The 26,978-nt window shown below is 70.3% G+C and carries 26 protein-coding genes; 12 read left to right on the forward strand and 14 right to left on the reverse strand.

The genetic code is table 11. From position 1 onward, the window contains the following. Positions 1-13: 13 nt before the first annotated feature. Together JHE00_RS13755 and JHE00_RS13760 are read left to right on the forward strand one after the other, a co-directional pair. Entirely contained in the window at positions 14-796 is a 783-nt protein-coding gene (locus tag JHE00_RS13755; protein ID WP_200318457.1) for a DUF3027 domain-containing protein, read from the forward strand. Next, the gene (locus JHE00_RS13760) at positions 774-3,596 is read left to right on the forward strand and encodes a sacsin N-terminal ATP-binding-like domain-containing protein (protein ID WP_200318458.1); all 2,823 of its coding nucleotides are present in this window, start codon (positions 774-776) and stop codon (positions 3,594-3,596) included. Before JHE00_RS13755 ends, JHE00_RS13760 begins: the two co-directional genes overlap by 23 nt. 7 nt (positions 3,597-3,603) lie before the next feature. Here JHE00_RS13760 and JHE00_RS13765 read toward each other — a convergent pair whose 3' ends face one another. Next, complete coding sequence (locus JHE00_RS13765; RefSeq protein WP_307831931.1) at positions 3,604-3,876, reverse strand: DUF2530 domain-containing protein; 273 nt, start codon at positions 3,874-3,876, stop codon at positions 3,604-3,606. A gap of 45 nt (positions 3,877-3,921) precedes the next feature. Here JHE00_RS13765 and JHE00_RS13770 point away from each other — a divergent pair, with 45 nt between their 5' ends. Continuing rightward, a complete protein-coding gene (locus tag JHE00_RS13770; protein ID WP_200318459.1) occupies positions 3,922-5,376 on the forward strand; it encodes an NCS2 family permease in 1,455 nt (484 codons plus the stop codon). Here JHE00_RS13770 and JHE00_RS13775 read toward each other — a convergent pair. Beyond that, positions 5,369-6,070 carry a helix-turn-helix domain-containing protein gene (locus tag JHE00_RS13775; RefSeq protein WP_200318460.1) on the reverse strand — a complete coding sequence of 234 codons (702 nt, stop codon included), beginning with the start codon at positions 6,068-6,070 and terminating at the stop codon, positions 5,369-5,371. The genes JHE00_RS13770 and JHE00_RS13775 overlap by 8 nt on opposite strands. A gap of 65 nt (positions 6,071-6,135) precedes the next feature. Here JHE00_RS13775 and JHE00_RS13780 point away from each other — a divergent pair, with 65 nt between their 5' ends. The 3 genes from JHE00_RS13780 to JHE00_RS13790 all read left to right on the forward strand — a co-directional run bounded on the left by JHE00_RS13780 (position 6,136) and on the right by JHE00_RS13790 (position 8,768). Next, a complete protein-coding gene (locus tag JHE00_RS13780; protein ID WP_200318461.1) occupies positions 6,136-6,912 on the forward strand; it encodes an isocitrate lyase/PEP mutase family protein in 777 nt (258 codons plus the stop codon). A gap of 61 nt (positions 6,913-6,973) precedes the next feature. Then, a complete protein-coding gene (locus tag JHE00_RS13785; RefSeq protein ID WP_200318462.1) occupies positions 6,974-7,408 on the forward strand; it encodes a MarR family winged helix-turn-helix transcriptional regulator in 435 nt (144 codons plus the stop codon). 37 nt (positions 7,409-7,445) lie between these two features. Further along, positions 7,446-8,768: an MFS transporter gene (locus JHE00_RS13790; RefSeq protein ID WP_200318463.1), complete on the forward strand. Its 1,323-nt coding sequence runs from the start codon at positions 7,446-7,448 to the stop codon at positions 8,766-8,768. Positions 8,769-8,943: 175 nt separating this feature from the next. On the opposite strand, the gene JHE00_RS13795 is transcribed toward JHE00_RS13790, so the two are convergent. From JHE00_RS13795 to JHE00_RS13810, 4 genes are all read right to left on the reverse strand, one after another. After that, positions 8,944-9,567, reverse strand: coding sequence for a superoxide dismutase (locus tag JHE00_RS13795; RefSeq protein ID WP_200318464.1), 624 nt, complete (start codon positions 9,565-9,567; stop codon positions 8,944-8,946). 154 nt (positions 9,568-9,721) lie between these two features. Then, positions 9,722-10,375: a biliverdin-producing heme oxygenase gene (locus tag JHE00_RS13800; RefSeq protein ID WP_200318465.1), complete on the reverse strand. Its 654-nt coding sequence runs from the start codon at positions 10,373-10,375 to the stop codon at positions 9,722-9,724. A gap of 66 nt (positions 10,376-10,441) precedes the next feature. Further along, a complete protein-coding gene (locus tag JHE00_RS13805) occupies positions 10,442-11,053 on the reverse strand; it encodes a TetR/AcrR family transcriptional regulator (RefSeq protein WP_200318466.1) in 612 nt (203 codons plus the stop codon). Between the two features lie 21 nt (positions 11,054-11,074). Then, the gene (locus tag JHE00_RS13810; RefSeq protein WP_200318467.1) at positions 11,075-12,571 is read right to left on the reverse strand and encodes a glutamate-cysteine ligase family protein; all 1,497 of its coding nucleotides are present in this window, start codon (positions 12,569-12,571) and stop codon (positions 11,075-11,077) included. 224 nt (positions 12,572-12,795) lie between these two features. Here JHE00_RS13810 and JHE00_RS13815 point away from each other — a divergent pair, with 224 nt between their 5' ends. From JHE00_RS13815 to JHE00_RS13835, 5 genes are all read left to right on the forward strand, one after another. After that, positions 12,796-13,608 (forward strand): TrmH family RNA methyltransferase, encoded by an 813-nt coding sequence (locus JHE00_RS13815; RefSeq protein WP_200318468.1) that lies wholly within the window; start codon positions 12,796-12,798, stop codon positions 13,606-13,608. A gap of 4 nt (positions 13,609-13,612) precedes the next feature. Continuing rightward, entirely contained in the window at positions 13,613-14,245 is a 633-nt protein-coding gene (locus JHE00_RS13820) for a DUF2537 domain-containing protein (protein ID WP_200318469.1), read from the forward strand. 25 nt (positions 14,246-14,270) lie between these two features. Beyond that, positions 14,271-14,630, forward strand: coding sequence for an MmcQ/YjbR family DNA-binding protein (locus JHE00_RS13825; RefSeq protein WP_200318470.1), 360 nt, complete (start codon positions 14,271-14,273; stop codon positions 14,628-14,630). A gap of 76 nt (positions 14,631-14,706) precedes the next feature. Continuing rightward, positions 14,707-15,651 (forward strand): NAD-dependent epimerase/dehydratase family protein, encoded by a 945-nt coding sequence (locus tag JHE00_RS13830; RefSeq protein WP_200318471.1) that lies wholly within the window; start codon positions 14,707-14,709, stop codon positions 15,649-15,651. Beyond that, positions 15,652-17,934, forward strand: coding sequence for a glycosyltransferase family 2 protein (locus JHE00_RS13835; RefSeq protein WP_200318472.1), 2,283 nt, complete (start codon positions 15,652-15,654; stop codon positions 17,932-17,934). It abuts the gene before it with no gap. A gap of 104 nt (positions 17,935-18,038) precedes the next feature. Here the strand turns inward: JHE00_RS13835 and JHE00_RS13840 are convergent, their stop codons facing one another. Next, the gene (locus JHE00_RS13840) at positions 18,039-18,542 is read right to left on the reverse strand and encodes a GtrA family protein (protein ID WP_200318473.1); all 504 of its coding nucleotides are present in this window, start codon (positions 18,540-18,542) and stop codon (positions 18,039-18,041) included. A gap of 159 nt (positions 18,543-18,701) precedes the next feature. On the opposite strand from JHE00_RS13840, the gene JHE00_RS13845 reads away from it, so the two are divergent. Next, a complete protein-coding gene (locus JHE00_RS13845) occupies positions 18,702-19,856 on the forward strand; it encodes an NAD-dependent epimerase/dehydratase family protein (protein WP_200318474.1) in 1,155 nt (384 codons plus the stop codon). Positions 19,857-19,928: 72 nt separating this feature from the next. On the opposite strand, the gene sepH is transcribed toward JHE00_RS13845, so the two are convergent. The 7 genes from sepH to JHE00_RS13880 form a co-directional block, all read right to left on the reverse strand. After that, a complete protein-coding gene (sepH, locus tag JHE00_RS13850; RefSeq protein WP_200318475.1) occupies positions 19,929-20,783 on the reverse strand; it encodes a septation protein SepH in 855 nt (284 codons plus the stop codon). 187 nt (positions 20,784-20,970) lie between these two features. Then, on the reverse strand, positions 20,971-22,101 hold the full coding sequence (serC, locus tag JHE00_RS13855; protein ID WP_200318476.1) for a phosphoserine transaminase: 1,131 nt from the start codon (positions 22,099-22,101) through the stop codon (positions 20,971-20,973). Between the two features lie 13 nt (positions 22,102-22,114). Beyond that, positions 22,115-23,464, reverse strand: coding sequence for a serine hydrolase domain-containing protein (locus JHE00_RS13860; RefSeq protein WP_200318477.1), 1,350 nt, complete (start codon positions 23,462-23,464; stop codon positions 22,115-22,117). Positions 23,465-23,558: 94 nt separating this feature from the next. Beyond that, positions 23,559-24,179 carry a response regulator gene (locus JHE00_RS13865; protein ID WP_200318478.1) on the reverse strand — a complete coding sequence of 207 codons (621 nt, stop codon included), beginning with the start codon at positions 24,177-24,179 and terminating at the stop codon, positions 23,559-23,561. Continuing rightward, positions 24,176-25,357: a sensor histidine kinase gene (locus JHE00_RS13870; RefSeq protein WP_307831932.1), complete on the reverse strand. Its 1,182-nt coding sequence runs from the start codon at positions 25,355-25,357 to the stop codon at positions 24,176-24,178. Before JHE00_RS13870 ends, JHE00_RS13865 begins: the two co-directional genes overlap by 4 nt. Further along, the gene (locus JHE00_RS13875; RefSeq protein ID WP_200318479.1) at positions 25,336-26,151 is read right to left on the reverse strand and encodes an ABC transporter permease; all 816 of its coding nucleotides are present in this window, start codon (positions 26,149-26,151) and stop codon (positions 25,336-25,338) included. Before JHE00_RS13875 ends, JHE00_RS13870 begins: the two co-directional genes overlap by 22 nt. Continuing rightward, on the reverse strand, positions 26,148-26,975 hold the full coding sequence (locus JHE00_RS13880) for an ABC transporter ATP-binding protein (protein WP_200319225.1): 828 nt from the start codon (positions 26,973-26,975) through the stop codon (positions 26,148-26,150). Before JHE00_RS13880 ends, JHE00_RS13875 begins: the two co-directional genes overlap by 4 nt. Between the last annotated feature and the right edge of the window lie 3 nt (positions 26,976-26,978).

Raw genomic sequence — 26,978 nt, forward strand, 5'->3', positions numbered from 1 at the left:
ACAATTGGTGCTTATGACACTGCTGCTCACCCTCGACGACGGCGCCACCAGGCAGAAGCTGGTCGAAGCGGTCGAGCTGGCGCGCGAGGCCGCCGTGCTCGACGCGGGAGCGGACACTGTCGGCAGTCACGTCGGCGTCGAGCACGAGGACGCCGTGTCTGCGACGCATCTGTTCGAATCCACGCTCGACGGCTACCGGGGCTGGCGCTGGTCGGTGACCGTCGCGACGGCCGGTGACGACGAGCCCGTGACCATCAGCGAGGTCGTGCTGCGTCCGGGACCGGACGCGCTCGTGGCTCCCCGCTGGGTGCCGTGGGAGCGCCGCGTGCGGCCGGGCGACCTCGGGGTCGGCGACATCTTCCCGACCGACGCGGACGACCTGCGCCTGGCGCCCGCCTATCTCGACACCGACGACCCGGAGGTCACCGAGACCGCGCACGAGCTCGGGCTCGGCCGGGTGCGCGTGCTGTCGCGCTACGGCAGGGAGGAGTCGGCGACCCGCTGGCATCGCGGCGAGTTCGGGCCGCGCTCCGACATGGCCCGCAGCGCTCCCGCGACGTGCGGCTCGTGCGGCTTCTACCTCCAGCTCGGTGGCTCGCTGCGCGCCGCGTTCGGCGTGTGCGGCAACGAGATCGCGCCCGCCGACGGCCACGTGGTGCACGCCGAGTACGGCTGTGGCGCGCACTCGGAGGTCGAGGTCGAGGTGACGTCCTCGGTGCCGGTGGCCGAGCTGGTCTACGACGACTCGCTGCTCGACATGGAACCGGCGGCCGGTGACCAGTCCGCCGAGGCCTGATCCCTTCGAGACCGAGGCGCTGCGTTCCGCGGTTCTGCGCGCCTGGCGGGACTCGCCGACCCGGTTCACCGAGGACACCAACGCCGAGCACGACCTGAGGGTCGGCGGCTATCGCGACCGGCTGTTCGTCGAGCTCGCGCAGAACGCCGCCGACGCGGCCGCGGCCACGGGCACACCCGGGCGGGTGCGGGTTTCCGTTGTGGACGGTGAGCTGCGTGTCGCCAACACCGGGGCGCAGCTGGACGCCGACGGCGTCGCGGCGCTGGCGTCGTTGCGGGCCTCGCGCAAGCGTGCGGGCGCGGTGGGCCGGTTCGGGGTCGGGTTCGCGGCGGTGCTCGCGGTCTCCCCGGCGCCGAGGGTGGTCTCGCGCGACGGCGGCGTGGCGTTCTCGGAGGAACGAACCAGGAGCGAGTCCGGGCGCGACGGCGAGGTGCCGGTCCTGCGGCTGCCGTGGCCGGTTCCCGCCGACGAGCCGGGCATTCCGGACGGCTACGACACCGAGGTGCGGCTGCCGCTGCGCGACGGCGTGGAACCGGGTGAGCTGCTGGCGCGGATCTCGGCCGAGGTCGCTGATCTGTTGCTGGCGCTGCCGTGGCTCGCCGAGATCGCGGTCGAGGCCGCCACGTGGACCCGCGCGGCCGACGGCGACGTGGTCGCGCTGACCGCGCCGGACGGCACGCGAACGCGCTGGCTCACCACCGCCGGTCCCGGCTGTGTCTGGGCGGTGCCGGTGGATGCCGAGTACGCGCCGCTGCCGGTGGAGCAGGACGTGCTGCACACCCCGACCCCCACCGACGAACGGTTGTCGCTGCCCGCGCGCCTGCTCGCCTCTGTGCCGGTGGAGCCCTCGCGACGCCGAGTGCTCGCCGGAGCCGCCACTCGCGACGCGCTCGCCGCCGCGGCGAGCGCGTACCCGGGGCTCGTGCGGTCGCTGCCGCCCCGGCACCGCGGCGCACTGGTGCCGCGAGCGGGCTTTCCGCTGTCCGAAGTGGACACGACGCTGCGCGAGCTCGTCACGCGGCGGCTCGCCGAGGACCCCTGGCTGCCCGCAGCGTCAGGGCCGGAGCTGCCCGGCGAGCGGGCGAGGGTGCTCGGTGTCGACTCACCGGAGCTGACCGAGCTGCTCGCCGATGTCGTGCCCGGCCTGCTCGCAGCGCCGCTGTGCGGAGCTGGCCCCGCGCGCGTGCTCGCCGCCGTGGGCGTGTCGACGGTGGGCGTCGCCGAGCTGGTGGAGGCCGTCACCGGTATCGACAGGGCTCCGTCGTGGTGGCTCGCGCTCTACGAGGCGCTGTTCGCGGCGGTGGAGCGGCGCGAGATCGCCACCACCGAACTCGGGGCGCTGCCCGTGCCGCTGGCCGACGGCCGCACCGTCCCCGGCCCGAGGGGCGCGCTGCTCGTGGCCGATCCCGAGCCACTCGGCGAGGCCGACGTCGTCGGCCTGCACGTGGTGCACCCCGGCGCCGCGCATCCGTTGCTCGAACGGCTCGGCGCCACCCGCGCGGGCCCCGCCGACCTGCTCGCCGCGCCCGCGCTGCGCGACGCGGTGGAACGCAGCGTCGACGACGCACTGTCCGGAGTGGACATCCTGCCGCTCGTGGAGACCGTGCTGCGCCTGGCGGGCGACTCGGGCGTCGAAGGCTTCGGGGCGCTCGCGCTGCCCGCACGTGAGGGCTGGCGGCGAGCCGACGAGCTGGTGCTGCCGAACGCGGAGCTGCTCGCCGTGCTCGACAGCGAGGCGCTCGGCGAACAGGGCCCGCTCGACGTGCTCGACGACGACTTCGCCCGGCGCTGGCCCGCCGAGGTGCTGACCGGCATCGGCGTGCTGGAGACGTTCGTGGTCGTCGACGACGAGGAACCCGCCGAACCCGACCACGACCTGCCCGGCGAGGACGAGTGGTGGGACTCCGTGCCGGAACCGCCCTCGCGCGTGCTCGCCGTGCGCGACCTGGACCTGGTCGCCGACGACGAGTGGCCCGCCGCGCTGCGGCTGCTCGCGGCGCGGCCGCAGACGTGGCGGGCACTGAGCGAACCCGCCGGTCACACGCGGTGGTGGCTGGCCGGATCGGCGCTGCTCGCGGGCCGCGCGCCCGCCGAGTGGCGGTTGCCTGAGGCCGAGCACCTCGCCGGGCTGTACGAGCCGGTGCCCGACCTCGGGTTACCGACCCGGCTGCTCGAGGCGTGCGGAGTGCGGCGCGACCTCACCCCGGCGGGCTCCGACGACGCCGAGGACCTGTGCGAGCGCCTGGCCGATCCGGAACGGAGCGTGCCACCGGGGCTCGTGCTGAGGGCGCACGCGGCGCTCGCGACGTTGTCACCCGAGGACGTCGAGCCTCCCGTGCGGGTGCGCACGCTCGACGGTTCCGTCACCGACGCTGCCGACGCGGTGGTGCTGGACGCGCCGTGGCTGGCCGCGGCGTGGCCGGCGGACCGGCTCGTCGCGCTGCCCGGGTTCGACGCCGCTCCAGCGCTGGCCGAGCTCTTCGACCTGCCGCTGGCGGGCGACGAGACGACGGCCGAGGTGAGCGGCGAGGGCGAGTACGCGGCGTGGCGGGACCTGGCCGCGATCGGCGAGGTGGCCGAACTGCTCGGCATCGACGTGCCGGACGGCGGTGTCATCGTGCACGAGAAGCTGCTGGTCGGAGACGTCCCGGTGCCGTGGTGGTTCGACGGAACCCTGCACGCGGCCGACACCTCGGCTGGCCTCGCGAGGGCGTTCGCGTGGGCCGTCGACGCCTGGGCCGAGCGCCGCGCGATCGAGGCGTTGCTCGACGATCCCGACCCGAGGACGTTGCTGGGCTAGAGCCGGGCTAGAGGTCGCGCTGCGCGCCGCGCGACCCGCGTCGCGACGCCGCCGACTGCCAGGCGACGATGGCGCCACCGAGGCAGCCGAGCCCCGCACCGGCCACCGCCGTCCACACCCAGCCGCTGTCGGCGCCCGCGATCAACAGGACCACGAACGCGATGATCCAGATGGCCGTGCCTATGATGACCGGCGCCCACAGGCCCACCAGGGCCTTCGGCAGCTCCGGCGGCGGGCGAAACTGACCCGTAACACCCGGGGGATTGCTGGCTTCGTCCACGTAGGACAGGCTACCGCTGCCGGTACGACTGGAGGCAAGGCGACAATGACAGAGACGAGCACCGAGAAGCGCTCGGCGTCACGGCTCGACCAGTTCTTCAAGATCAGCGAGCGCGGCTCGACGATGAGCAGGGAGCTGCGCGGCGGGCTGGTCACGTTCGTGACGATGGCCTACATCATCGTGCTCAACCCGTTGATCCTCGGCAGCTTCACCGACGAGGGTCCTGGCGCGAAGACCGACTCCACCGGCGCGATCCTCAGCGTGCCGCAGGTCGCGGCCGTCACGGCGCTCGTCGCGGGCGTGCTCACGATCCTCATGGGTGTGGTCGCCAACTACCCGTTCGCAATGGCGGCGGGGCTCGGCATCAACGCGCTCGTGGCGTTCACCCTCGCCCCGCAGATGACCTGGGCCGCCGCGATGGGGCTCGTGCTGGTCAACGGTCTCGTGGTGCTTCTGCTCGTGGTCACCGGCGTGCGCAGCATGGTGTTCAAGGCGGTGCCACAGCCGCTCAAGGTCGGCATCGCCGTGGGCATCGGCCTGTTCATCGCGCTCATCGGCCTCGTCGACGCGGGGTTCGTGACGCCTGGCTCCGGCACCCCGGTGCAGCTCGGGATCAACGGCTCCATCGCGTCGTGGCCCACCGCCGTGTTCGTGGTGACGCTGGTGGTCATGGCGATACTGGTCGCCCGCAACGTCAAGGGCGCGATCCTGCTCGGCGTGCTGTTCGGCACCGTGCTCGCGATCGTGGTCGAGGCGATCGTCAACGCGGGCCCGTCCGGCGGCGAGATCGCCACCGGCTGGAACCTCGGCTATCCCGCCCTGCCCGACAACGTCTTCGGCATCCCCGACCTCTCGCTCGTCGGCGAGGTGAACTTCGAAGCCTGGGCGCAGATCCCCGCGATCACGGCGGCACTGCTCGTGTTCAGCCTGGTGCTCACCGACTTCTTCGACACCATCGGCACCATGACCGGACTCGGCCGCGAGGCCGGGCTCGCCGACAAGGACGGCCAGCTGCCCAACACCGGCAAGGCGCTGTTCATCGACTCGCTCGGTGCCGTCGCCGGCGGAGCGGCGTCGTCCAGCTCCAACACCGTCTACGTGGAGTCCGCCGCCGGGATCGCCGAGGGCGCCCGCACCGGACTCGCCAACGTGATCACCGGTCTGCTGTTCCTCGCCGCGATGTTCTTCACGCCGCTCTACGAGGTGGTGCCGATCGAGGCGGCCGCGCCCGCGTTGGTGGTGGTCGGCGCGCTGATGATCCGGCAGATCACCGAGATCGACTTCCGCGACTTCACCGTCGCGCTGCCCGCGTTCCTGACGATCGTGGTCATGCCGTTCACGTACTCGATCGCCAACGGCATCGGCGCCGGATTCGTCAGCTACGTCGTGCTGCAGGCCGCCACCGGCAGGGCGCGCGGCGTGCACCCGCTGATGTGGATCGTGTCGGTCGCGTTCGTCGTCTACTTCGCGATCGGCCCGATCCAGGCCGTCTTCAGCTGAGGCTCGCCGGGTCCAGGTCCAGCAGCAGGCGCAGTGCGTCGGTGCCCTCCGGGGTGACGGTCACCGCGCGCTGCGTCCCGATGCGCTTGACCCAGCCTCGCGCCAGCAGGCGTTCGCAGAGCCGCGCGCCCGCGAGGCCGGCCAGGTGGGAACGGCGTTCGGTCCAGTCGAGGCACTCCTTCGCGAGCGGCCTGCGGCCCCGCAGGTCCTCCGGCGCCACGGCGAGCGGGCCGGTCAGCCACTCGACACCGGCGGTGGTCAGCGCGAACCCCGCCGTGCGGTCGAGCAGTCCCCGGTCGGTGAGGGCGTCGGTGAGCGCGACCCCGAGCCTGCCCGCGAGGTGGTCGTAGCACGTGCGGCCGCGCGCGAGCGCCTCCGCGGCCCGCGACGTGCGCAGCGTCGCCGGGCGCTGCCCTCGCGGTTCGAGGTGCGCGACGAGACCCTCGATCAGCTCGGCCTCCCTGGGGCCTGCCAGCTGGACGTAGCGGTGCCTGCCCTGCCTGCGCTCCACCAGCAGCCCGCCGCCGATCAACCTGCCCAGGTGTTCGCTCGCTGTCGACGCGGCCACCGTCGCGTGCGCCGCCAGTTCGCTCGCCGTCCACGCGCGCCCGTCGAGCAGCGCCAGGCAGAACCGCGCGCGGGTGTCGTCGGCGAGCAGAGCGGCCAGCGCGGCGAGGTCGGAAGAGCGGGACATGCCCCGATTCTTGCCCTTCGACGCTTCGGTCGCCGCCGAAGCGTCGCGGACCTACCGTGACCGAGATGAGCACGTTCGCCGAGTTCCGCGACCTGCACCACCAGGCCGAACCGCTGCTGCTGCCTAACGCCTGGGACCACGGCAGTGCCGCGGCGCTCGCGGCCGCGGGGTTTCCCGCTGTCGGCACCACGAGCCTCGGCGTCGCCGCCGCGCACGGCATCCCCGACGGTGAGGGCCGCACGCGGGAGCAGACCGTGGCGCTCGCGCGGCTGCTCGCGCCCGTGCCGTGCCTGGTGACCGTCGACGTCGAGGGCGGCTTCAGCGACGATCCGGCCGAGGTGGCCGAGCTCGCCGCGGTGCTCGTCGCCGCGGGTGCCGTGGGCATCAACCTCGAGGACGGGCGTGCGGGCGACCGGCTCGCCGACCCCGGTGCGCAGGCGGAGACGATCGCGGCGATCAAGGAGCGAGTGCCGGAGCTGTTCGTCAACGCGAGGGTGGACACGTACTGGCTCGGGCTCGACTCGGCCGATCCCGGGCCGACGCTGGCCCGCGCCGGCCGCTACCAGGACGCGGGAGCCGACGGGATCTTCGTGCCCGGCGCCCTGCCGGACCTGCCCGCACTGGTCGACGGCATCGGACTTCCGCTCAACGTGCTCTACGTCGCGGGCGGCCCGAGCGTGCTCGAACTGGGGCGGCTGGGTGTGCGGCGGGTCAGCACCGGGTCGCTGCTCTACCGCGCCGCGCTGGGCTCCGCGGTGGCCGCCGCCACGGCTGTGCGCGACGGTTCGGAGCCGGCCGGGCCGGTGCCGGGCTACGCGGAAGTGCAGCGGCTGATCGGGTGAAGGCGGTTGTCCCGCTCACCATCGTGGCTGGTCCTGGCCGGTCGTAAGGTATGCTAAGGAAGTGTCAGACCCTGCTCACGACCGGTCGCTGGCTAGTCACCTGCGGCTCTCGGTGGTGCGTCTCAACCGCAGGCTCCGGGCACAGCGAACCAGCGAGGACCTCTCGCTGACCCAGATCTCCGCGCTGTCCACTTTGCACAAGTGTGGAGCGATGACCCCGGGTCAGCTCGCCGCAAAGGAAGGCGTGCAGCCCCCGTCGATGACGAGGGTGATCGCGGCGCTCGAGATGGTGGCCTACGTCGTGCGGAGTCCGCATCCGACCGATGGCCGCCAGGCGATCGTCACGATCACCGACAAGGGGCTCGCGTACGTGCACGCGACGATCTCGGTGCGTGAGGCCTGGCTTGATGGAAAATTGGCGGAACTGAGCGGCGAGGAGCGCGAGGTGCTCTCCAGAGCCGCCGAGATCATCGACAGGATGGCAGGCCAGGGCTGACGGCCCCCGTCCTCGACGCGGGAGGCGACAACACGGCGTGAGCATCACGGGTAGCGCAGCTCAGACACCAGGTTCCCCAGCCGTTGCCCCATCAGCCGTAGCCGACCCACCGGACCGAGCACGACACGGCATGTTCGCGTCCCTGCGCGTGCCCAACTACCGGCTGTTCTTCTCCGGCCAGGTCATCTCCAACATCGGCACCTGGGTGCAGCGCATCGCCCAGGACTGGCTGGTGTTCAGCCTCAGCGGCAACAATCCCGTCGCACTCGGCATCGCCGTCGCGCTGCAGTTCACCCCCACGTTGCTGCTGTCGCTGTGGGCGGGCGTGCTCGCCGATCGCGTCGACAAGCGCAAGCTGCTGATCACGATCCAGTCGGGCACTCTCATACAGGCCGTGGTGCTCGGTGTGCTCGACGTGAGCGGGGTCGTGCTGCTGTGGCACGTCTATGTGCTGTGCTTCGCGTTCGGCTGCCTCTCGGCGATCGAGGTACCCACGCGGCAGTCGTTCGTCGCCGAGATGGTGGGCAAGGGCCAGGTTGCCAATGCCGTGGCGCTGAACTCGTCCATCTTCAACATGGCCAGGATCATCGGCCCCGCCATCGCCGGGTTCGCGATCGTGGCGATCGGCACCGGCTGGCTGTTCATCGCCAACGCCGGCAGCACGCTGGCCGTCATCGCCGCGCTGGCACTGATGAAGCCCGACCGGCTGTTCCGCGGCCCCGCCGTCGTGCGCGGCAAGGGGCAGTTGCGCGAGGGCCTTCGCTACGTGCGCGGCCGCTCGGACCTGATGGCGCTGATGGCGCTGGTGTTCTTCATCAGCACCTTCGGCATCACGTTTTTCATCTCGCTGGCAGTGGTGGCGGGCAACGTGTTCGGCACAGAGGCCGACGGCTACGGCTTGCTCTCGACGATGCTCGCCGTCGGCACGTTCACGGGCGCGCTGGCCTCGGCCAGGCGGGGGAGCAGGCGCGCTCCGAGCCTGCGGGTGCTGCTGCTCTCGGCATTCGCGCTGGGCGCGATCGAGTTCTGTACCGCCTTCATGCCCACGTACCTGGCGTTCGGCATCGCGCTCGTGCCGCTGGGATTCGCGACGATCACGTTCCTCAACACGGCCAACGCGCTCGTGCAGACCTCGGTCAGCCCGCAGATGCGCGGCCGGGTGATGGGCCTCTACGTGCTGGTGTTGATGGGCGGCAACCCGGTGGGCGGGCCGCTCACCGGCTGGCTGGCCGAGACGTTCGGCGGACGCTCGCCGTTCTACCTGGGCGGGGCTGTCGCGATGCTCGCGGTGGTGGTGGCCGGGGTCGTCCTCTACCGTGCGCGGCAGACCCCCTTGCGCGACGCGCTGAGGTTAGGCTAACCTCATACATGTCCGCTTCGTGGTGGGAGCGGCAGTCAGTTCGGGAACGGACGGGGCCCCGCACCGGCAACTCCGGTGCGGGGCCTCGTTCCTGTTCGGGGCCTTTTACCGGGCACGAAAAAGCCCCAAGGGCGCTGGGCCCCCGGGGCTTTCGTGCTCGATGCCGAGACTGGCGTCAGGGCAGGAGCAGGCCATTGCGGCCGGCCTTGGCGTCCTCGAAACGCTTGCCGATCTCGGCCCAGTCGAAGACGTTCCACAGAGCGTTGACGTAATCCGGCTTCACGTTCTTGTACTGCAGGTAGAACGCGTGCTCCCAGACGTCGACCAGCAGGATCGGCGTGGTCGGCAGGATCAGGTTGTTGTGGTGGTCGCGCAGCTGCTGGGTGATCAGCGTCTTGCCGATCGGGTCCCAGGACAGCGCGCCCCAGCCGTTGCCCTGAATCGTGGTGCAGACCGCGGTGAACTGCGCCTTGAACTTGTCGAAGGAGCCGAACGCCTCGTCGATCGCGGCGGCCAGCTCGCCGGTCGGCTTGTCTCCACCGTTCGGCGACAGGATCTTCCACCACACGACGTGGTTGGCGTGGCCGGCGAGGTTGAACGCCAGCGTCGTCTCGAGGCCGACGATCGAGCCGAAGTCGTTCGCGTCCCTCGCCGCGGCGAGCTTCTCCAGGGTCTGGTTCGCGCCGTTCACGTACGTCTGGTGGTGCTTGCTGTGGTGCAGCTCGTTGATCTCACCCGAGATGTGCGGCTCGAGGGCGCCGTAGTCGTAGTCGAGATCGGGGAGCTCGTACGTGGGCATTAGCCCTCCTTATTCCATACTTTCGACTCAAGTCCTTCGGTAGCAAACCTAGTAGCCGAGCGGATCGCTGGCGAACCGGGCCGCTACGAGTCGACCTTGCTACGTCGAGCTAACTAGAGGTCAAGGAGGGTGTTACGACGGCCACACCGGCGGTTCACGCCGCCCGGTGTTCCTCGACGCTGCCGGCGAGGTCCGCGAGCACGGCGATGTTGAGCTCGAACGCCGTCAGGGTCTCGTCGACCACGCGCTGCCGCTCCTCGGCACCCCACGGCGCCTCGTCCAACCGCGCGCGGTAGCGCTTGCGAAACGCCGACGGGCTGCCCAGCCGCTCGAAGTCGTAGAACAGCGCGCCGGCGCCCGTGACGCCGTAGGTGCGCTTGAGCAGCGAGCCGACCACCTGGCCGCCTGCCAGGTCGCCCAGGTAGCGGGTGTAGTGGTGGGCGACGTAGCCGCCGGGCCAGTCGAACGCGACCTCGCGCAGCCGCTGGACGTAGGTCTGGGTGGCGGGCACCGGCTCGATCTCGGACTCCCAGTGCGGGCCCGCGAGGAACTCAAGGTCGGCCACCAGCGCGGGGGTGCGGCGCAGCTCGTCGATCACGAACGGCGTGCCCACCGGGTCGTCGGCCATCGCGTCGGATGCGGCTTCGAGGGTCGAGTAGATGAAGTAGTACTGCGCCGCGAGCTTGGTGTAGCCGGCGAGGCTCAGCGCCCCGTCCAGCAGGGCTGTCATGTAGGTGGAGCCGTGTGCGCGGTCGTGCACCTGCTTGGTCGACTCGCGCAGCGTCTGCGAGAACGCCGTCACCGTCATCACGCCCTCCCTGTTCTGACACCTTGTCAGAAAGAGCGTAGGCGAATCTTCATAGTTAGGCTACCCTTATTTCGGGTAATCGCCCGTTTTTACTCCGACCGCGCGCAGGACGAACCGGACAGCCGACGCGATCGTGTCCTCGAGCTTGTCCGGCGGTACGTCCACGACCTGCCGCGCGCCGAGCGCAGCGGTGATCATGGGAACGACGATCGCCGGGTCCTCCTCGGCGATCCGCCCCGCACGGGTAGCCTCGGCGAGGATGTCGCGCAGCTGGTCGGTGATCGGATCGGCGTGCGCCGCGATCCTGCGGTACGACGACGGCGCGAGCGCCGAGGCGAGCGTGCTGCCCGGCGGCAGGTGGTGCTCGGCCAGCGAGCGCAGCTGCAGGCGCACGAACGTCGCGAGCCTGGCCACCGGGTCCGGCTCGGCCTCCACGGCCTCGCGCAGCCGCTCCACGTAGAGCGCGGCCTCGCGCTCCACGAACGCGACGAGCAGGTGCTCCTTGTCGGGGAAGTGGTTGTAGATCGCCGTGCGCCCGACCCCGGCCTCCGCCGCGACGCCAGCCAGCGTGATGGCGTCGAACCCGCGCTCGTAGAGCTGGTTGCGCAGCGCGTCGAACACCCTCGCGCGCACCTGCTCGCGATGCTCGTGCAGCGAACCACCGATGATCTTGGGCACCCGCGCACCTCCCGTGAGGAGTCAGGTTACCGGCCACGCGTGGACGGGCTCGCCCGCTTTCACCAGCTCCAGGTACTGCGCCAGCATCCCCGCCAGCGCCGAGTCGCGGTCCATGCCCCTGCGCTGGGCGTTCGCCACGGTCTGGCGCTGCCAGACGGCTCCCGTGCGCTTGGCGACACAGCGGCGCTCGATGACGCCGAGGTAGCGATCGGCCGCCGAATCCGACACGTCCGAGTTGCGCAGGCCCTCCCTGGCCAGCGGGATCAGCACGCGCAGCGCCAGCTCGTCCGGAGGCAGCCAGCCGATGCCCGGCCAGTAGAGCTGCGCGTCGAAACCGTTGCGGGCGCCCGCGTACAGGTTCTCCTCGGCCGCCTGGAACGACATCTGGGTCCACAGCGGGCGTTCCTGCTCGGCCAGTGCCCGCTGCGCGCCGTAGAAGAACATCGCGTTGGCCATCATGTCGAGCACCGTCGGCCCCGCCGGCAGCACGCGGTTCTCCACCCGCAGGTGCGGCTTGCCGTCCACGACGTCGTACACGGGGCGGTTCCAGCGCCACACGGTGCCGTTGTGCAGCCGCAGCTCGGTCAGCTTCGGCGCGAGCCCCGACTCGAGCGCCTCCATCGGCTCCTCGTCGTCGGTCTCCGGCAACAGCCCGGGGAAGTAGCGGACGTTCTCCTCGAACAGGTCGAAGATCGAGGTGATCCAGCGCTCGCCGAACCAGACCCTCGGCCGCACGCCCTGGTTCTTCAGCTCCTCCGGCCGGGTGTCGGTCGCCTGGAGGAACAGCGGGATGCGCGTCTCGTGCCACAGGCCCTTGCCGAGCAGGAAGGGAGAGTTCCCTCCGAGCGCCACCTGGACGCCGGCCAGGCACTGCGCCGCGTTCCAATGCGCCGCGAACTCCTCGGGAGCCACCTGCAGATGCAGCTGCACCGACGTGCACGCGGCCTCGGGCAGGATCGACTCCGCGTAGGAGTGCAGCCGCTCAGGGGGCTGACCGGGCAGGCCCGATCCCTCCAGCGACAGCAGCGTGTGCTCACCGCGCGCCGCGAGGATCCGGTCGTTGAGCAACGAGTAGCGCGGGTTGTTGGTGAGCCACTTCTGGTCGAAGTGCTCGCTCTGCAGCGTCGGCAGGATGCCGATCACTGCGAGGTGCGCGCCGGCCCGCTCGGCCTTCGCGCTCGCCGTGCCGAGGTAGGCGTTCAGATCGTTCTCGAGCTGCTGTGCCGAGTCGCCGTCCAGCGGCCGGGGTGGCACGTTGAGCTCGAGGTTGTGCTGCGAGAGCTCCGTCGTGAACGACGGGTCGTCCAGTGCCTCGAGCACCGCGGCGTTCGACATCGACGGCCGCATGGCCTCGTCGACGAGGTTCAGCTCCACCTCGAGCCCGATGTGCTTGCGCGGGAAGGAGAAACTGCCTTCCGCGAGCATCCGCGCGAGCGTGTCCAGACAACGCTGCATCTTTCGGCGATATCGCCCCCTGTCCCGTGGGTTGAAGGAGTCCGGTGACACGTCCTTGCCCATGGCGCATCCCTTTTCAACCTCGGCCACGGCTCCCCGAAACGCCCCGGCGTTGTTCCTGCCCGGCGGAAACGTTGACATATCAAGGGGGCCGGAGCTAGCGGCCAAACTGGTGCCGTCCGTCACCTCCTACTAACGGAGCGCAAGCAACGACTGTTCGCAGCAGAGAGGTACCCAGCATTCGGAGCACCGACGCCCCGGCGAGCGGCGGATGGGAGGATCGGCAGGTGGCGCCGTTGATCTACACCGATGACGCGGCCGACGAGCGGCTCGACGACTTCCGGAACCTCACCACCGCCGACCGCAGACCGGACCGGCCTGGGGGCAGGGGTTTCGTGATCGCCGAGGGGACGGTCGTGGTGCGCAGGCTGATCGAGTCGCGGTACTCGCTGCGGGCGCTGCTCGGGGTCGAGCGCCGCTTCGCCGAGCTCGCCGACGACCTCGCCGACGTCACCGTGCCCGCCTACGTCACCTCGGCCGACGTGATGTCCGAGGTCGTGGGTTTCCACCTGAACCGGGGTGTGCTGGCCGTCGCCGACCGCGCGCCGCAGCCCTCGCCGGAGACGATCCTCGGGCACGCCCGCGTGCTCGCCGTGCTGGAGGGAGTCGGCGACCACGAGAACCTCGGGGCGCTGTTCCGCAACGCCGCGGCGCTGGGCGTGGACGGCGTGCTGCTGGGACCCGGCTGCGCCGACCCGCTGTACCGGCGCAGCGTGCGCGTCTCGATGGGACACGTGCTGCGGGTGCCCTTCGCGAGGCTCGACGACTGGCCCGGCGCGCTGGCAGGCCTGCGCGCACACGGTTTCCGCGTGGCGGCGCTCACCCCGCGAGCCGATGCGGTGGACCTCACTAAACTACCGAGCGAGGCTCCTCATGAGCGCGTGGCGCTGATGCTCGGCTCCGAGGGACACGGTCTCTCGGACGAGGCGCTCGCCGCCGCGGATCTGGCCGTTCGGATCCCGATGGCGAGCGGGGTGGACTCGCTCAACATCGCCACCGCTGCGGCCGTGGCTTTCTACGAGGTGACGAGGCGGGGTTGAGGTGGTGGCGGGCGCCGAGGTCGAGCTCCGGCTGTGTGGTGAGCGGGCCGTGCTCGCGGCGAGCGAGAACGGTCAGGAGGCCGATCCGCGTTCGCTCGCGCTCGACTCCGAACTCGCCGACGCGCTGCACGAGTGGGCGCGGGTGGCCGCGGCACTGCGGCGAACGGACAGCGGAGAGGGCGCCGACGTGGTGGCCCGCAGGGGCAGGCAGCTCGCGGGGAGGGTCGCGGAGTCGCTGGGGCTCTCGGTGAGCTTCTGGGATCCGGCGACCGAACGGACGCTCGTGGTGACCCCGCCGCCGAGGCCACAGAGTTCACAGGGACCGCCGAGTGCGTCGCGCGCCACGCGGCTCATGGGCTCGCGACCGAGCGTCGACGAGCGGACGCCGTGGGCCACGGGCCTCATCGTGGCTCTGTTCATGGCCGTGTTCGTGATCGTGGCCATGCTCGCGCTCGTGAACACGCTCGCCACCGAGACCTCGGCGTGGGTGGCGGTCGCCGCGGCCGTGGTGGTGAGTGCGGGCCTCGCGCCGTCGCTGTGGCTCGCGCGCAGGCTGCCGATCCTGCGCTGGGTGGTGCTCGGTGTGGCCGCCGGAGTGGTGCTGTCCTGGATCGGCGTGCTGGTGGTTGTCCTCTAGTACTGCCCGCGCGGACAATCCCGGCATGGCGGAAGACCCACTGGCGCGGCTGCGCGAGTTCTGCCTCGCACTCCCCGAGACCACGGAGCGCGTGAGCCACGGCGAGCCGACGTGGTTCGTCCGCGACAAGAAGACGTTCGTCACGTACGCCGACCATCACCACGACGACCGCGTGGCCTTCTGGTGCGCCGCGGCGCCGGGCACCCAGGAGGCGCTCGTCGCCGAGGATCCGGAGCGGTTCTTCCGCCCGCCCTACGTCGGCCACCGCGGCTGGCTGGGGGTGTGGCTCGACGTCGCGGTCGACTGGCAGGAGGTGGCCGAGCTCGTCACCGACGCGTTCCGGATGGTCGCGCCGAAGCGACTCGCCGCCGAACTGGACGGATAACAGAGATGGCCAGGTCGACGGAGTAATATGGAACACCCTGAAAGGCTCCATTCGGGCGACAGGTAGTTTGACCGCCATGGTTTCGTCGAACGCAGTAGACGTATCCAATGTCGTGGTTACGGGGGGCAGCGGATTCATCGGCCGGGCGGTGGTCGCGGCACTGCGTCAGCAGGGTGCACGCGTCACGGTGGTCGACCGCGAACCAATCACGGTGCAGGACGAAGGGGTCACCGGTATCCAGGGTGATCTCGCGGATCCCGCTGTGCGGGAACGCGCCATCCTGCCCGGTACCGACGGCATCATCCACCTCGCCGCGATCACCTCGGTGCTTCGTTCGGTGGAGATGCCTGCCAAGACGTACTCGGAGAACGTCGCGATCACACACGAGCTGCTCGAGCTCGCGCGGATGCACGGAGTGCCGAGGTTCGTCCTGGCCTCGACCAATGCCGTCGTCGGCGACGTCGGCACCAACACCATCAACGAACACCTCCCGCTGGCGCCGCTCACGCCGTACGGCGCCACGAAGGCCGCCTGCGAGATGCTGATGTCCGGCTACGCGGGCGCCTATGGCATGACCACGTGTGCGTTGCGCTTCACCAACGTGTACGGGCCCGGAATGTCCCACAAGGACAGTTTCGTGCCCCGCCTGATGCGTGCGGCACTGACCGACTCGGGTGTGAAGGTCTACGGCACCGGCGAACAGCGTCGCGACCTGGTGTTCCTCGACGACGTGGTGCGGGCCATCCTGCTCGCGCTCGGCTCCGGCCACGTCGGCAGGGCCATCGTCGGCGCGGGCCGCTCGGTGTCCGTGCTCGACCTGATCGAGACGGTGCGAGAGGTGACCGGGAATCCGATCCCGGTCGAGCACGTCCCGGCGCCCGGTGGCGAGATGCCCGCCGTCGTCGTGGACATCTCGCGCAGCGCCGAGACCATCGGCTACACGCCGGCCTACGACCTCAAGGCCGGACTCGCTGCCACCTGGCAGTACTTCCTAGACCACGACAGGCAGAAAGTGCGCTGAGTGACCGGGTTCCTACGCCGCCACTGGCTTCTGCTCATCCTGCTCGCGGCAGGTGTCACCCTCCGCGTGCTGACCTGGCTCGCGTACCAGCCCGCCCTGCTCTACATCGACACCTTCCGCTACCTCAGCAATCTGGACCAGCTGAGGCCGACCGACCTGAACCCGCTCGGCTACACGGTGGTCCTCAAGGGACTGCTCGGGCTCGGCGGGTTCGGTTTCGTGGCGGCGGTGCAGCACCTCGTCGGGCTGCTCATCGCACTGGCCGTGTACCGGCTCGTCCTGCGCTACACGACACGGACCTGGCTCGCCGCCCTGGCGACGGCGCCCCTGCTGCTGGACGCCTACCAGCTGCAGATCGAAGAGAACATCATGTCGGAGGTCTGGTTCCAGGCCTTGCTGATGGGTGCGCTCTGGGCGCTGCTGGCGAAGGGCGCGCCGAACTGGCGCAGGGCGGCGCTTGCGGGAGTGCTGATCGCGGCCGCCGTGCTCACCAGGACGATCGGCATCACCCTAGTCGTCCCGTTCGCGCTGTACCTGATCATGGCGGGTGGTGCGTGGCGAACCCGCGCCGGCTGGAAGCGGATCGGCATCAGGGGGCTCGCGGGGCTGCTCGGCGTGGTGATTCCGCTCGTGGCCTACTCCGGGTACTTCGCTTCACAGGCGGGCCGGTGGGGGCTCACCGGCGCGCAGAGCAACGTCCTCTACGGCCGCACCGCGGCGATCGCCGACTGCAGCCAGCTGCCGTCCGGTGACGCGGGCCTGCTGATCTTCTGCCCGCCCGAGCCGATGGACGACCGGCTCGGCATCGACTACTACACGCACTTCCGCTACGGCAATCCGGACTGGCCCTTCGTCCCGCTGCCCGACGGCCGGACCAAGGAACAGCTGGCCAACGAGTTCGCGTGGACGGTCATCGGGAACCAGCCCTTCACCTTCGCGGGGGCGATCCTCGAGGACTTCGCGAAGAACTTCTCGCCGCTCAAGATCACCTTCCCCAACGACGTGCCGGTGGAGCGATGGCAGTTCCAGACCGTCTACCCGTTCCACGACATCGGGGCCGAGAGCGTGCAGGTGTACAACGGGACCACGCTCGCGAGGGACGGCGTGCTGCCCGGCGTCGACCTCGAACTGGCGTCCTTCCTGCGTAACTACCAGCTCCACGGCGGGTACACGTGGGGTCCCCTGCTCGCCATCGCCAGCCTGGCCGGTCTGCTTGGGGCACTCGGTGTCGGCCGGGCCAGACGCTCGGGTCTACGCTCTGCCGCATTCCTCGCCACGGGAAGTGGCCTGATTCTTCTGCTCGGCTCCGCCGCGTTCGAGTTCTCCTGGAGGTACCAGTTGCCCGCGCTCCTCTTGCTGCCGCTCGGAGGTGCGCTCGGCGCCGCCGCGATGTTCGGCCTCGCCAAGCGTGATCCCGGGTCTGGCGGCCGTCGCCCGAACATGGCCGACTATCCGGACGAGGTCGACGACGGTGCCGTCGCCGGCTTCAGCGCCCGCTACGGCGACGGCAGGCTCACGCCGATCGTCGTGGTGATCGCCGCCTACAACGAGGCCAAGGGCATCGGCGCGGTGCTGCGGAACATGCCCACGCACTGCGGCGACCTGCCGGTCTCGACGCTCGTCGTCGTGGACGGTGCCACCGACAACACGGCCGAGATCGCCGCGGAGAACGGCGCGTACGTGTGCGTGGCTCCGAGCAACCGCGGTCAGGGTGGCGCGCTGCGGCTCGGTTACCACCTGGCCGCCCAGTACGGCGCCGAGTACATCGTCACCACCGACGCCGACGGTCAGTACGACAACGCCGAGATGCCGATGCTCGTCAAGCCGCTGCTGGACGGCACCGCGGACTTCGTGACGGGTTCGCGCAGGCTCGGCACCGGTCAGTACGACAGCAAGGTGCGCTGGCTCGGCGTCCGCGTTTTCGCAGTTCTGGCCACAATTCTCACAAATCGGAAGATAACGGACACGTCATTCGGTTTTCGGGCGATGAAAGCAGAATTGGCAACTTCCGTAACTCTGCGTGAACCGCAGTATCAATCGTCCGAGTTGTTGCTCGGAGTAATGGCTCAGGGCGCCAGGGTGCTCGAGGTGCCGATGACGATGCACCTGCGCAACAACGGCCAGAGCAAGAAGGGCCGCAGCCTCAAGTACGGCGCCAACTACGCCCGCGTCATGACCGGGACCTGGCTGCGCGAGTACGTGCTGCGGGGCGGCAAGCGCAAGCAGCGGGCGGCGCGCGCCGAGCGCCTGGCTGCGGCAACGAACGCACGAGAGACCGCCTGAGCGCTCCACCGACAAGGGCTGTCAACGAGAACGGTCCCGACCACCGGACTGGTGGTCGGGACCGTTCTCGTTGGTTTGAGCAGGCCTCTCGGGCTGCTGAAATTTCAGGGCTTCGGCGTGGGCGGGGGGATGCTGCCCCGGCGGTACACGAGCCGGTCGAGCAGCGCGAACTTGAAGACGAAGACGATCGCGTAGCTGCTCAGGAACGCCGCATCCAGCACGAGGATGCGGGCGAGGCCGGAGATCTCGAGCGGCTCGGTGATCATGCCCGCGACGGTGGTCAGACCCACCGACGCGACGGCCCCGAGCCCGATGACGGCCAGGTAGGGCAGCAGTTCCCGCTTGAAGTCGGGCTTGCCCTTGCGTCCCCAGGCCCAGCGCCTGGCGACGAAATAATTAGGGATCGCGCCCGCCACGAAGGCGACCGCGCTGGCTGCTGTGGGGCTCGAACCCCACCACAACAGACCGATCAGGGCGACCTGGCTCGTGGCCGTGGCCAGAACCGAGCTGGCACCTGCCCTGACCAGGCGAGCGAAAAGCCGCGGCTGGCCGGCATGCGGCTGCTGCGGCGTCGGCAAGCTAGCGGTTACGGCGCTCACATCCCCCATTGTGCCAACCGCCTTTCGGGTGGTCGCAACAGCGTCCCTATTCTTACCGCGGGTTGATGTCAGCCCGTTATTAAGACAAGGTGGACCGGACAAGGGACCAGCGCATCCGAAGATCAATCTCGGTGCACGGTCAGGTAACGATCTGGAGGAAGTCGAGTCGTGCGAGTCCTCGTACTCGGTGGTGACGGATATCTGGGGTGGCCGACAGCGCTTCACCTCTCGGACCGTGGCCACGAGGTTGCAGTGGCGGACAACTTCGCCCGCAGGAAGTATGACGAAGAGCTTGGCTCCCAGAGCCTGGTGGCCATCGAGGACCTGAGCGTCAGAGTGGCCGCGTGGAAGGAAGTTTCCGGCAAGGACATGCCCCTGTATGAGGGCGACCTCGTCGATGCCGACTTCGTGTACCAGATGGTCAGGGAGTTCCAGCCCGACTCGATCATCCACTTTGCTGAGCAGCGCGCTGCTCCGTACTCGATGATCGACCGCGAACACGCGGTGTACACCCAGTACAACAACGTTGTCGGCAACCTCAACGTGATGTACGCGATCGCCGAGATCAACCCGGACATCCACCTGGTGAAGCTCGGCACGCTCGGCGAGTACGGCACGCCGAACATCGACATCGAAGAGGGCTGGATCGAGATCGAGCACAACGGTCGCAAGGACCGGATGCTCTTCCCGAAGAAGCCGGGCTCCTTCTACCACCTGTCGAAGGTGCACGACTCGCACAACATCGAGTTCGGCTGCCGGATCTGGGGCATGCGCGCCACCGACCTGAACCAGGGCGTGGTGTACGGGCAGCAGACCGAGCAGACGGTCCGCGACCCGCGCCTGGCGACCCGGCTCGACTACGACGCGGTATTCGGCACCGTGCTGAACCGCTTCGTGATCCAGGCCGTGCTGGGCCAGCCGCTGTCGGTGTACGGCAAGGGCGGCCAGACCCGCGGCATGCTGGACATCCGCGACACGGTGGAGTGCCTGCGCCTGGCCGTCGAGAACCCGGCCGACCGTGGCGAGTTCCGGGTGTTCAACCAGATCACCGAGAGCTACTCGGTGAAGCAGGTGGCCGAGCTGGTGTCCGAGACCTTCCCGGGTCCGGTTCAGATCGACTACCTGGACAACCCGCGCTGGGAGCTGGCGGAGCACTACTACAACGTCAAGCACAGCGGCCTGCTCGAGCTGGGTCTGCAGCCGCACCTGCTCTCCGACACCCTGATCGAGTCGCTGTTCCCCATCGTCGAGGAGAACAAGCACCGGGTGAACATGGAGAACATGCTGCCCAAGGTCAAGTGGGCGAGCCCGAAGAACAGCTGAGTCCCTGACGAACGAGGGCGCCTCGACCGCGAAGCTCGCGGTCGAGGCGCCCTCGTTCGTGTGAGGCGTGAGCTATCCCCGCTGGCTGCGGACGCCGAGCAGGACGTCCTCCCAGGCGGGCACGGCGGGGTGGTTCTTGCGCTTGGGCTTGGGCTTCGCCTGGCGCGCGCCCTCCGGCTCCGGCATGAGCGCCCCGTCGTCCTCGGCTCGCACCCTCGGCAGTTCCGTGGTGTCGTCCTCGACGGGCTCCGGGATGGGCGCCTCGATGACCTTCGCGCCCGTGCTGACGCCGTAGTCGAACATCGGCTGCTCGTCGTCGGGCCGCTCCACGGCCCTCGGGGTGCGGTAGGAGTTCGGGTCGAGCAGCGCCTCGGCGAGCTCGTCGATCGCGGCGATGGTGCCACCGTGCGCTCCGGGCGAGAACGCCCAGTGCGCGCGGTTCTCCGACCGCCCTGCCATCCAGTGCAGCCCGACGATCCACCGGCCGTCCTCGCCGCGCCACGCGTCCCAGCTCGCCTGCGAGTAGTCCTGGCCGCGGGCGCCGAACGAGTACGCGACGACCTCGCCGAGCGTCTGCACGTCGGGGCCGTCCTCGCGCACCGGGTGCGCCTGCTGGGCGAGCTCGGCGGTGCGGGAGCGCTCGAGCAGAACGGGGTAGGCGAACCGCTCGACGCGCTGGATCGGCACGCCGGCCGCCGTGGCGACCTGCTCGACCGACTCGCCCGCCCTGATCCGGGTCTGAATTTCGCGTGGTCGCATCTGGCTCTCCAGCTCGATCTCGATCTGGCCGAGGCGGGTGGCGTCGCCCCGGGCGGCCGCGCGCAGCCGTTCGTCCGCGGGCAGCAGGAAACGCTCGCGGCGCGCCGGGTCCTCGCACACGATGGACTTGCCGTCCTCGTGCAGCCCGACCACCCTTAGCGTTCGCATCCCGCCTCCCAAAGCGCGTTCACCGTAGTGGGTGTTAACCGTAGAACGGCGCGTCGCCTTGACCGGCGAGGCGCGCCGAGTCAACGGCACATCCGTCTCGGTGATTTTCCCGCGTACCAACATGGTGAGGGCCGCCTTCCCCCGCGGTGCAAGCGGAAAAAGGCGGCCCTCGCCGCAAAACGGGAAATTACTTCGCGATGCGCTCCACGACCCACTCGACGCTCTTGGTCAGCGCGGTGACGTCGTCGGGCTCGATGGCGGGGAACATGCCCACTCGCAGCTGGTTGCGGCCCAGCTTGCGGTACGGCTCCACGTCCACGATCCCGTTGGCGCGCAACGTCTTCGCCACAGCGGCGGCGTCGATGTCGTCGGAGAAGTCGACGGTGCCGACGACCTGCGAGCGCAGCGAGGGGTCGGAGACGAACGGCGTGGTGTAGCTGGTCTTCTCGGCCCAGTCGTAGAGCCGTCCGGACGATTCCCTGGTGCGCGAGGTGGTCCAATCGAGACCGCCGTTCGCCAGCATCCACTCGATCTGGTCCACGAGCATGAACAGCGTTGCCACGGCAGGCGTGTTGTACGTCTGGTCCTTGCGCGAGTTGTCCAGCGCGGTGGGCAGCGAGAGGAAGTCCGGGACCCAGCGGTCGGACGAGCCGATCTCGTCGACCCGCTCCAGCGCGGCGGGCGACATCAGCGCGATCCACAGGCCGCCGTCGGAGGCGAACGACTTCTGCGGCGCGAAGTAGTAGACGTCGAAGTCCTCGGCCTTGACGGGAAGTCCGCCCGCGCCCGACGTGGCGTCGATCGCGACGAGCGAGCCCTCGCTGCCCTCGGGCCTGCGCACCGGGACGGCGACACCGGTGGAGGTCTCGTTGTGCGCCCAGCCGACGAGGTCCGCGCCCTGCTGGTAGGCGATTTCCGGCGCGCTGCCGGGCTCGCCCTTGACGATGATCGACTCACCGAGGAACGGCGCCTTGTTCGTCACCGATGCGAACTTCGAGGAGAACTCGCCGTAGGTGAAGTGCTGAGCCCGCTCGCGCACCAGACCGAACGCGGCCGCGTCCCAGAACGCCGTCGTGCCACCGTTGCCGAGCACCACCTCGTAGCCCTCGGGCAGGCCGAACAGGTCGGTCAGCCCGGCCCGCACTCTGCCGACGAGGGACTTGACCGGCTTCTGGCGGTGGGACGTACCGAGGACGTTCGCACCCTCTTTGGCGAGGTTGGCCAGCTGCTCGTGGCGGACCTTGGACGGTCCGCAGCCGAACCGGCCGTCGGAGGGCTTGAGCTCTGCGGGAAGGGTCAACTCAGCGGCATCGGTCATGCCCCGTAGTCTGTCACGCCCGCCAGCCGGCCTCGTCCACGCCGCCGGGCACCGGTGCTGCCGGGTCGTAGGGGGTTCGAGTGAACACGAACGTCGCGAGGTCCAGGTGGGTCGGCGTGCCGTCGGAGGCCCTGCCGACCGTCAGAGTCTCGCCCGCGTAGTAGCCGTCGTGGCCCAGCCAGCGGTCGCCGCCGAGCGGGCTGAACCGCGACGCGCGTCCGCCGCCGCTCGCGGGCACCAGGTCGAGCCAGCCGTTGCCGAGCACCCGCAGGTGGTACGGGCTCGGGCCCCAGTGCCAGAGCCCGGTCAGCGGCAGCAGCGACCGGTCGATCTCGGTGGGCCGCCATTCGGAGGGCAACACCGGCTCGTAGTCGTCGGCGATCGAGATCAGGTCCGCGGCCAGCGACAGGATGCCCACGCCGGCGGTCGTGTTGGCGAACGCGACGGCGCCGGTCTGGGTCGCGGGGTCGATCAGGTTGCACGCGAGGAAACCGGGCATCGATCCGGTGTGGCCCGCCAGGCGCTTGCCGTTGAGGCGGATGAGCTGCAGGCCGAGGCCGTAGCCCGCGCTCCAGACGTCGCCGTCGTCGATGGTGGCGACCTCGCGCATCTCGGCGACGGTGTCCTGGCTGAGCACGCCGCCGGTGCGTCCGCCCACGAACGCGGTCCACGCCGCGAGGTCGGTCAGCGTCGACCACAGCTGCCCGGCGGGTGCCATCGCGCCGGCGTCGTGCTCGGGTTCGGGCAGCACGAGGTCGGCGAAGGGGTGCACGGCGCAGCCCTGTGCGTACCTGCCGCTGGGCCGCTCGGTCGTGCTCGTCATGCCGAGCGGGGTGAGCACCTCGGCGCGCAGCGCGTCGGCCCAGCTGGTGCCACGCAGTCTGGCGACGAGCTCGCCGAGCGTGCCGAAGCCGACGTTGGAGTAGTGGAACCGGCGGCCGGGGCGGTGCTTGACCTCCTCGGCGGTGAGGCTCGCGCTCAGCTCCGACCAGGTGCCGCCGGGTGCGCGTTCCCACCAGGCGCCCGGCGACTCGGAGGTCAGCCCGCTGGTGTGCGAGAGCAGCTGCGCGATCGTCGCGCCGCCGAAGCTGGTGCCGGGCAGGTGCTTGTCGAGCGGGTCGCCGAGGTCGAGCCTGCCCTCGTCGCGCAGCCGCAGGACGACGGCGGCGACGAGCGACTTGGTGATGGAGCCGATGCGGTACTGCGTGGCGTTGTCCGGCGGGGTGTCACCGACCAGGCCCCGCGCGCCCGACCACACGATCTCGCCGTCGCGCACCACCACGGCGGCCAGCGAGGGCGCCCTGCCACTCACCTGCTCGGTGGCGAGTCGGCGGAGGAGGACGAGTTCGGTGGTTGGCAGCATGGCGGCCATCGTAGGCGAGCTGCGGTGAAGGGCACCTTTACCGCGTTGGATGCAGTAAAGGTGCCCTTCACCGCAGTTGTTCGCGGCCGTGAGATCAGGGGAGGAGGCCTCGGTCCATCGCCGTGGTCACGGCCGCCGTTCGGTCGGACACGTCGAGCTTGTTGAACACGCGCAGCAGGTGCGTCTTGACCGTCGCCTCGCTGATGTGCAGCGCCTTGCCGATGTCGGCGTTGGTGCTGCCCTTCGCCACCAGCCGCAGCACCTCCGTCTCCCTGGGGGAGAGCGCGGGACCCGCGGGTGCCCGGACCTGGCTGACGAGCCGCCCCGCGACCGACGGCGCGAGCACGGTCTCACCCCTGGCCGCGGCCCGCACGGCGTCGGCCAGCTCGGACCGGGAGGCGTCCTTCAGCAGGTAGCCGCCCGCGCCGGCCTCGACGGCGCGCAGGATGTCGGCGTCGGTCTCGTACGTCGTGAGCACCACGATCCGCCGCGCCGGCGTCTCGGCGAGGATCTCGCGGGTCGCTCCGACGCCGTCGAGGCCGGGCATGCGCAGGTCCATGAGGATCACGTCGGGATCCTCGGAGCGGCTCAGCGCCACGGCCTCCGCGCCGGAGCCCGCCTCGCCGACGACGCTCAGGTCGGGCTCTGCCTCCAGCATCCCGCGCAAGCCCTCGCGGACCACGGGGTGGTCGTCCACGAGCATGATCCGGATCACGCGGGTACCTCCAGGCTCACCGTCGTTCCCTCTCCTGGTCCACTGTGGATGTCCAGCGTGCCGCCCGCCTCCTCGGCCCGCGACCGCATGCCGTGCAGACCGAAGCCGGTCGCCGCGTCGACGACGAAGCCCGCGCCGTCGTCGGTCACCTCGAGTCTGGCTTCGGTGTCCACGACGGACAGGCGCACGGTCACGGCCGTGGCCCGCGCGTGCTTGCGCACGTTCGCCAGCGCCTCCTGCGTCGCCCGCAGCAGCACCACCTCGGCGGCGGTGCGCAGCTTCGGCAATGCCTCGATCTCGCACGTGGTGGCGGTGCCGGTCTCCTCGGCGAAGCGGTAGGCCTGGCGGCGGACGGCGTCGGCGAGCGAACCCGCGTCGAGTGCCGAGGGCGTCAGCGCGTTCACCATCGCGCGGGCCTCGGCCAGGTTCTCCCTCGCCGTGGTCGTGGCCAGCGCCAGGTGCCTGCGCGCGGTCGGCGGGTCGGTGTCCAGTTCGGACTCCGCGGCCTGGGTGAGCGCGACGATGCTCGTGAAGCCCTGCGCCAGAGTGTCGTGGATCTCCCTGGCCAGCCGGTCGCGCTCGGCCGACGTGCCCGCCTCGTGCGAGAGCCTGGCCACCTCGGCGCGGCTGGCCTCCAGTGAGGCGATGAGCTCGGCCTGCCGGTCGATGTGCTCGCCCAGCTTGGCGATGAAGTAGCCCAGCAGCAGGCCCAGCGCACAGAACAACGTCGCCGAGGGGCCGAGATTGCTCACCACCGTGCCGAGGTCGTCCCTGCTCAGCAGCGCATCCCGCAGCACCGGCGCGAAGCTCAGCGCCACCACGGTCGGCGCGGCCAGCCGCGACGGCAGCAGCCAGAACGCCTGCGAGATCAGGGCCGGAGTCACCCACGCCGCGTCGCCGACGAACGCGATCGCGCCGAGGAAGAGCGCGAGCATCACGGCCAGCCAGCGCACTGCGACGGGCCTCGGGAGCGCGGGGTCGGCCTCGACGCTGGGCCGGTGCGCGAGGTACCAGCCACCCGTGGCCAGCACCAGCGCCGTCGAACTCGCCCGCGCCCACACCGGATCGTCGGTCTGCAGCCACACGGTGACGAGCGCGGCGGCGAACGTGACGAGGTAGAACGCCTCCCAGTACCAGAGCAGACTGCGGCTCGGCGTCACTCCCTGTTGTTGGTCCACCGGAACACCAGCCTGCACAGCAGCAGGCCCGCCACGCACCACGCGCTCAGCACCAGCGCGGTCAGCCCCAGTTCCCATTGCCCCGCCATCTCGTATCGGGCCGCTTCCTCCGGCAGGAACACCGAGCGAAGCCCCTGGCACATCCACTTGACCGGGAAGAACGACGACACGTTCACCATAACGTCGGGCAGTGCGGTGATGGGCGTGACGAGCACGCCCGAGGCGAACTGCAGCGCGAGGAAGACGATGTTGGTGCCGGCCGCGGCGCCGTTGACCGAGCGCGCTAGCGAGCTCGCCGCCACTCCCAGCGCCGCACAGCCGGTGACCCCGAGCGCGAACACCCACGCGAACGTCAGCCATTTCTCTGGACTCGTCGGCACGGTCAGCCCGAACATCAGGCTCGCGATCGTCAGCATGATGGCGGCCTGCGCGAGGCTCGACACGGCGACGAGCACGATCTTGCCGATGAAGTACGACGTCGCGGGCATCGGCGTGCCGCGAAGACGTTTCAGCGTGCCGTTCTCGCGGTCGAGCGCGACGCCGATGCCCATGCTCACGAACGAGGTGGAGATGATCCCCGCGCCGATCATGCCCGCGGCGAAGAGCTGGCTCGCCTCCAGCCCGGTGTCGGGGTAGACGTCGCCGAACACCGAGCCGAGCAGCACCATCAGCAGCACCGGCAGGGAGAACGTGAAGACCACGGTCTCCTTCTGCCGGAAGAACTGCCTGAGCTCGAAAGCCCCACGCGCGAGCCCGATGCTCAGCGTGCCGGGCCGGGAGACGAGGGCGGTCATCGGCGTTCTCCGATCAGGTCAAGGTAGGTGTCCTCGAGGCTCGGCCTGGTGACCGTCAGCCCGCCGAGCTCCCCACCCCCAGCGGAGAGCTCGTTCACGAGCGACGTCGGCCGGGGAGTGCGGCGTTCGTGCGCGCCGCGCGCGTCGGTCCAGCGCACGGTGGCCTCCGCGTTGGCCCGGCCGCCGAGGGTGGCCGGGGTGCCCTCGGCCACCACCCGGCCGCCCGCGAGCACCGCGACGCGGTCGGCGAGCGCCTCGGCCTCGTCGAGGTAGTGGGTGGTGAGCAGGATCGTGGTGCCCTCGGCGGCGAGCAGCTCGATGAGCGTCCAGAACTTGCGCCGCACCTCGGGGTCGAAGCCGGTGGTCGGCTCGTCGAGGAACAGCAGCTCCGGCCTGCCGATGATGCCGAGCGCCACGTCGAGTCTGCGCCGCTGACCACCCGAGAGCGTTTGCACCCGCGCGTTGCGCTTCTCCTCCAGCCCGACGAGCCGGACGACCTCCTCCGGGTCGCGGGGGTCGGGGTAGTAGCGGGCGAAGTGCCGCAGGCTCTCGGCCACGGTCAGCTCCGCGGAGTCCGATGCGGACTGCAGCACGATCCCGATCCGGGCCCGCCACGCGCCGCCCGCGCGTCCCGGGTCCTCGCCGAGCACCCTGACGTCGCCGCCGGTGCGCCTGCGGTGTCCTTCGAGGATCTCCACCGTTGTCGTCTTGCCCGCGCCGTTGGGTCCCAGCAGGGCGAAGATCTCGCCCTGTCTGATGTCGAGGTCGACTCCCGCCACGACGGTCGAGGCTCCGTAGTCCTTGCGCAGCCCGCGCACTTCCACTGT

The sequence above is a fragment of the Prauserella cavernicola genome, assembly GCF_016595675.1.
Lineage (GTDB): Bacteria > Actinomycetota > Actinomycetes > Mycobacteriales > Pseudonocardiaceae > Prauserella_A > Prauserella_A cavernicola.

Coding starts and splice junctions, on each gene's coding strand:
- JHE00_RS13875 (WP_200318479.1), bottom strand. CDS start 26,151: ATGACCGCCCTCGTCTCCCGGCCCGGCACGCTGAGCATCGGGCTCGCG.
- JHE00_RS13780 (WP_200318461.1), top strand. CDS start 6,136: ATGAGCACGTTCGCCGAGTTCCGCGACCTGCACCACCAGGCCGAACCG.
- serC (WP_200318476.1), bottom strand. CDS start 22,101: ATGACCGATGCCGCTGAGTTGACCCTTCCCGCAGAGCTCAAGCCCTCC.
- JHE00_RS13830 (WP_200318471.1), top strand. CDS start 14,707: ATGGTTTCGTCGAACGCAGTAGACGTATCCAATGTCGTGGTTACGGGG.
- JHE00_RS13755 (WP_200318457.1), top strand. CDS start 14: ATGACACTGCTGCTCACCCTCGACGACGGCGCCACCAGGCAGAAGCTG.
- JHE00_RS13800 (WP_200318465.1), bottom strand. CDS start 10,375: ATGACGGTGACGGCGTTCTCGCAGACGCTGCGCGAGTCGACCAAGCAG.
- JHE00_RS13770 (WP_200318459.1), top strand. CDS start 3,922: ATGACAGAGACGAGCACCGAGAAGCGCTCGGCGTCACGGCTCGACCAG.
- sepH (WP_200318475.1), bottom strand. CDS start 20,783: ATGCGAACGCTAAGGGTGGTCGGGCTGCACGAGGACGGCAAGTCCATC.
- JHE00_RS13840 (WP_200318473.1), bottom strand. CDS start 18,542: ATGGGGGATGTGAGCGCCGTAACCGCTAGCTTGCCGACGCCGCAGCAG.
- JHE00_RS13795 (WP_200318464.1), bottom strand. CDS start 9,567: ATGCCCACGTACGAGCTCCCCGATCTCGACTACGACTACGGCGCCCTC.
- JHE00_RS13860 (WP_200318477.1), bottom strand. CDS start 23,464: ATGCTGCCAACCACCGAACTCGTCCTCCTCCGCCGACTCGCCACCGAG.
- JHE00_RS13810 (WP_200318467.1), bottom strand. CDS start 12,571: ATGGGCAAGGACGTGTCACCGGACTCCTTCAACCCACGGGACAGGGGG.
- JHE00_RS13775 (WP_200318460.1), bottom strand. CDS start 6,070: ATGTCCCGCTCTTCCGACCTCGCCGCGCTGGCCGCTCTGCTCGCCGAC.
- JHE00_RS13825 (WP_200318470.1), top strand. CDS start 14,271: ATGGCGGAAGACCCACTGGCGCGGCTGCGCGAGTTCTGCCTCGCACTC.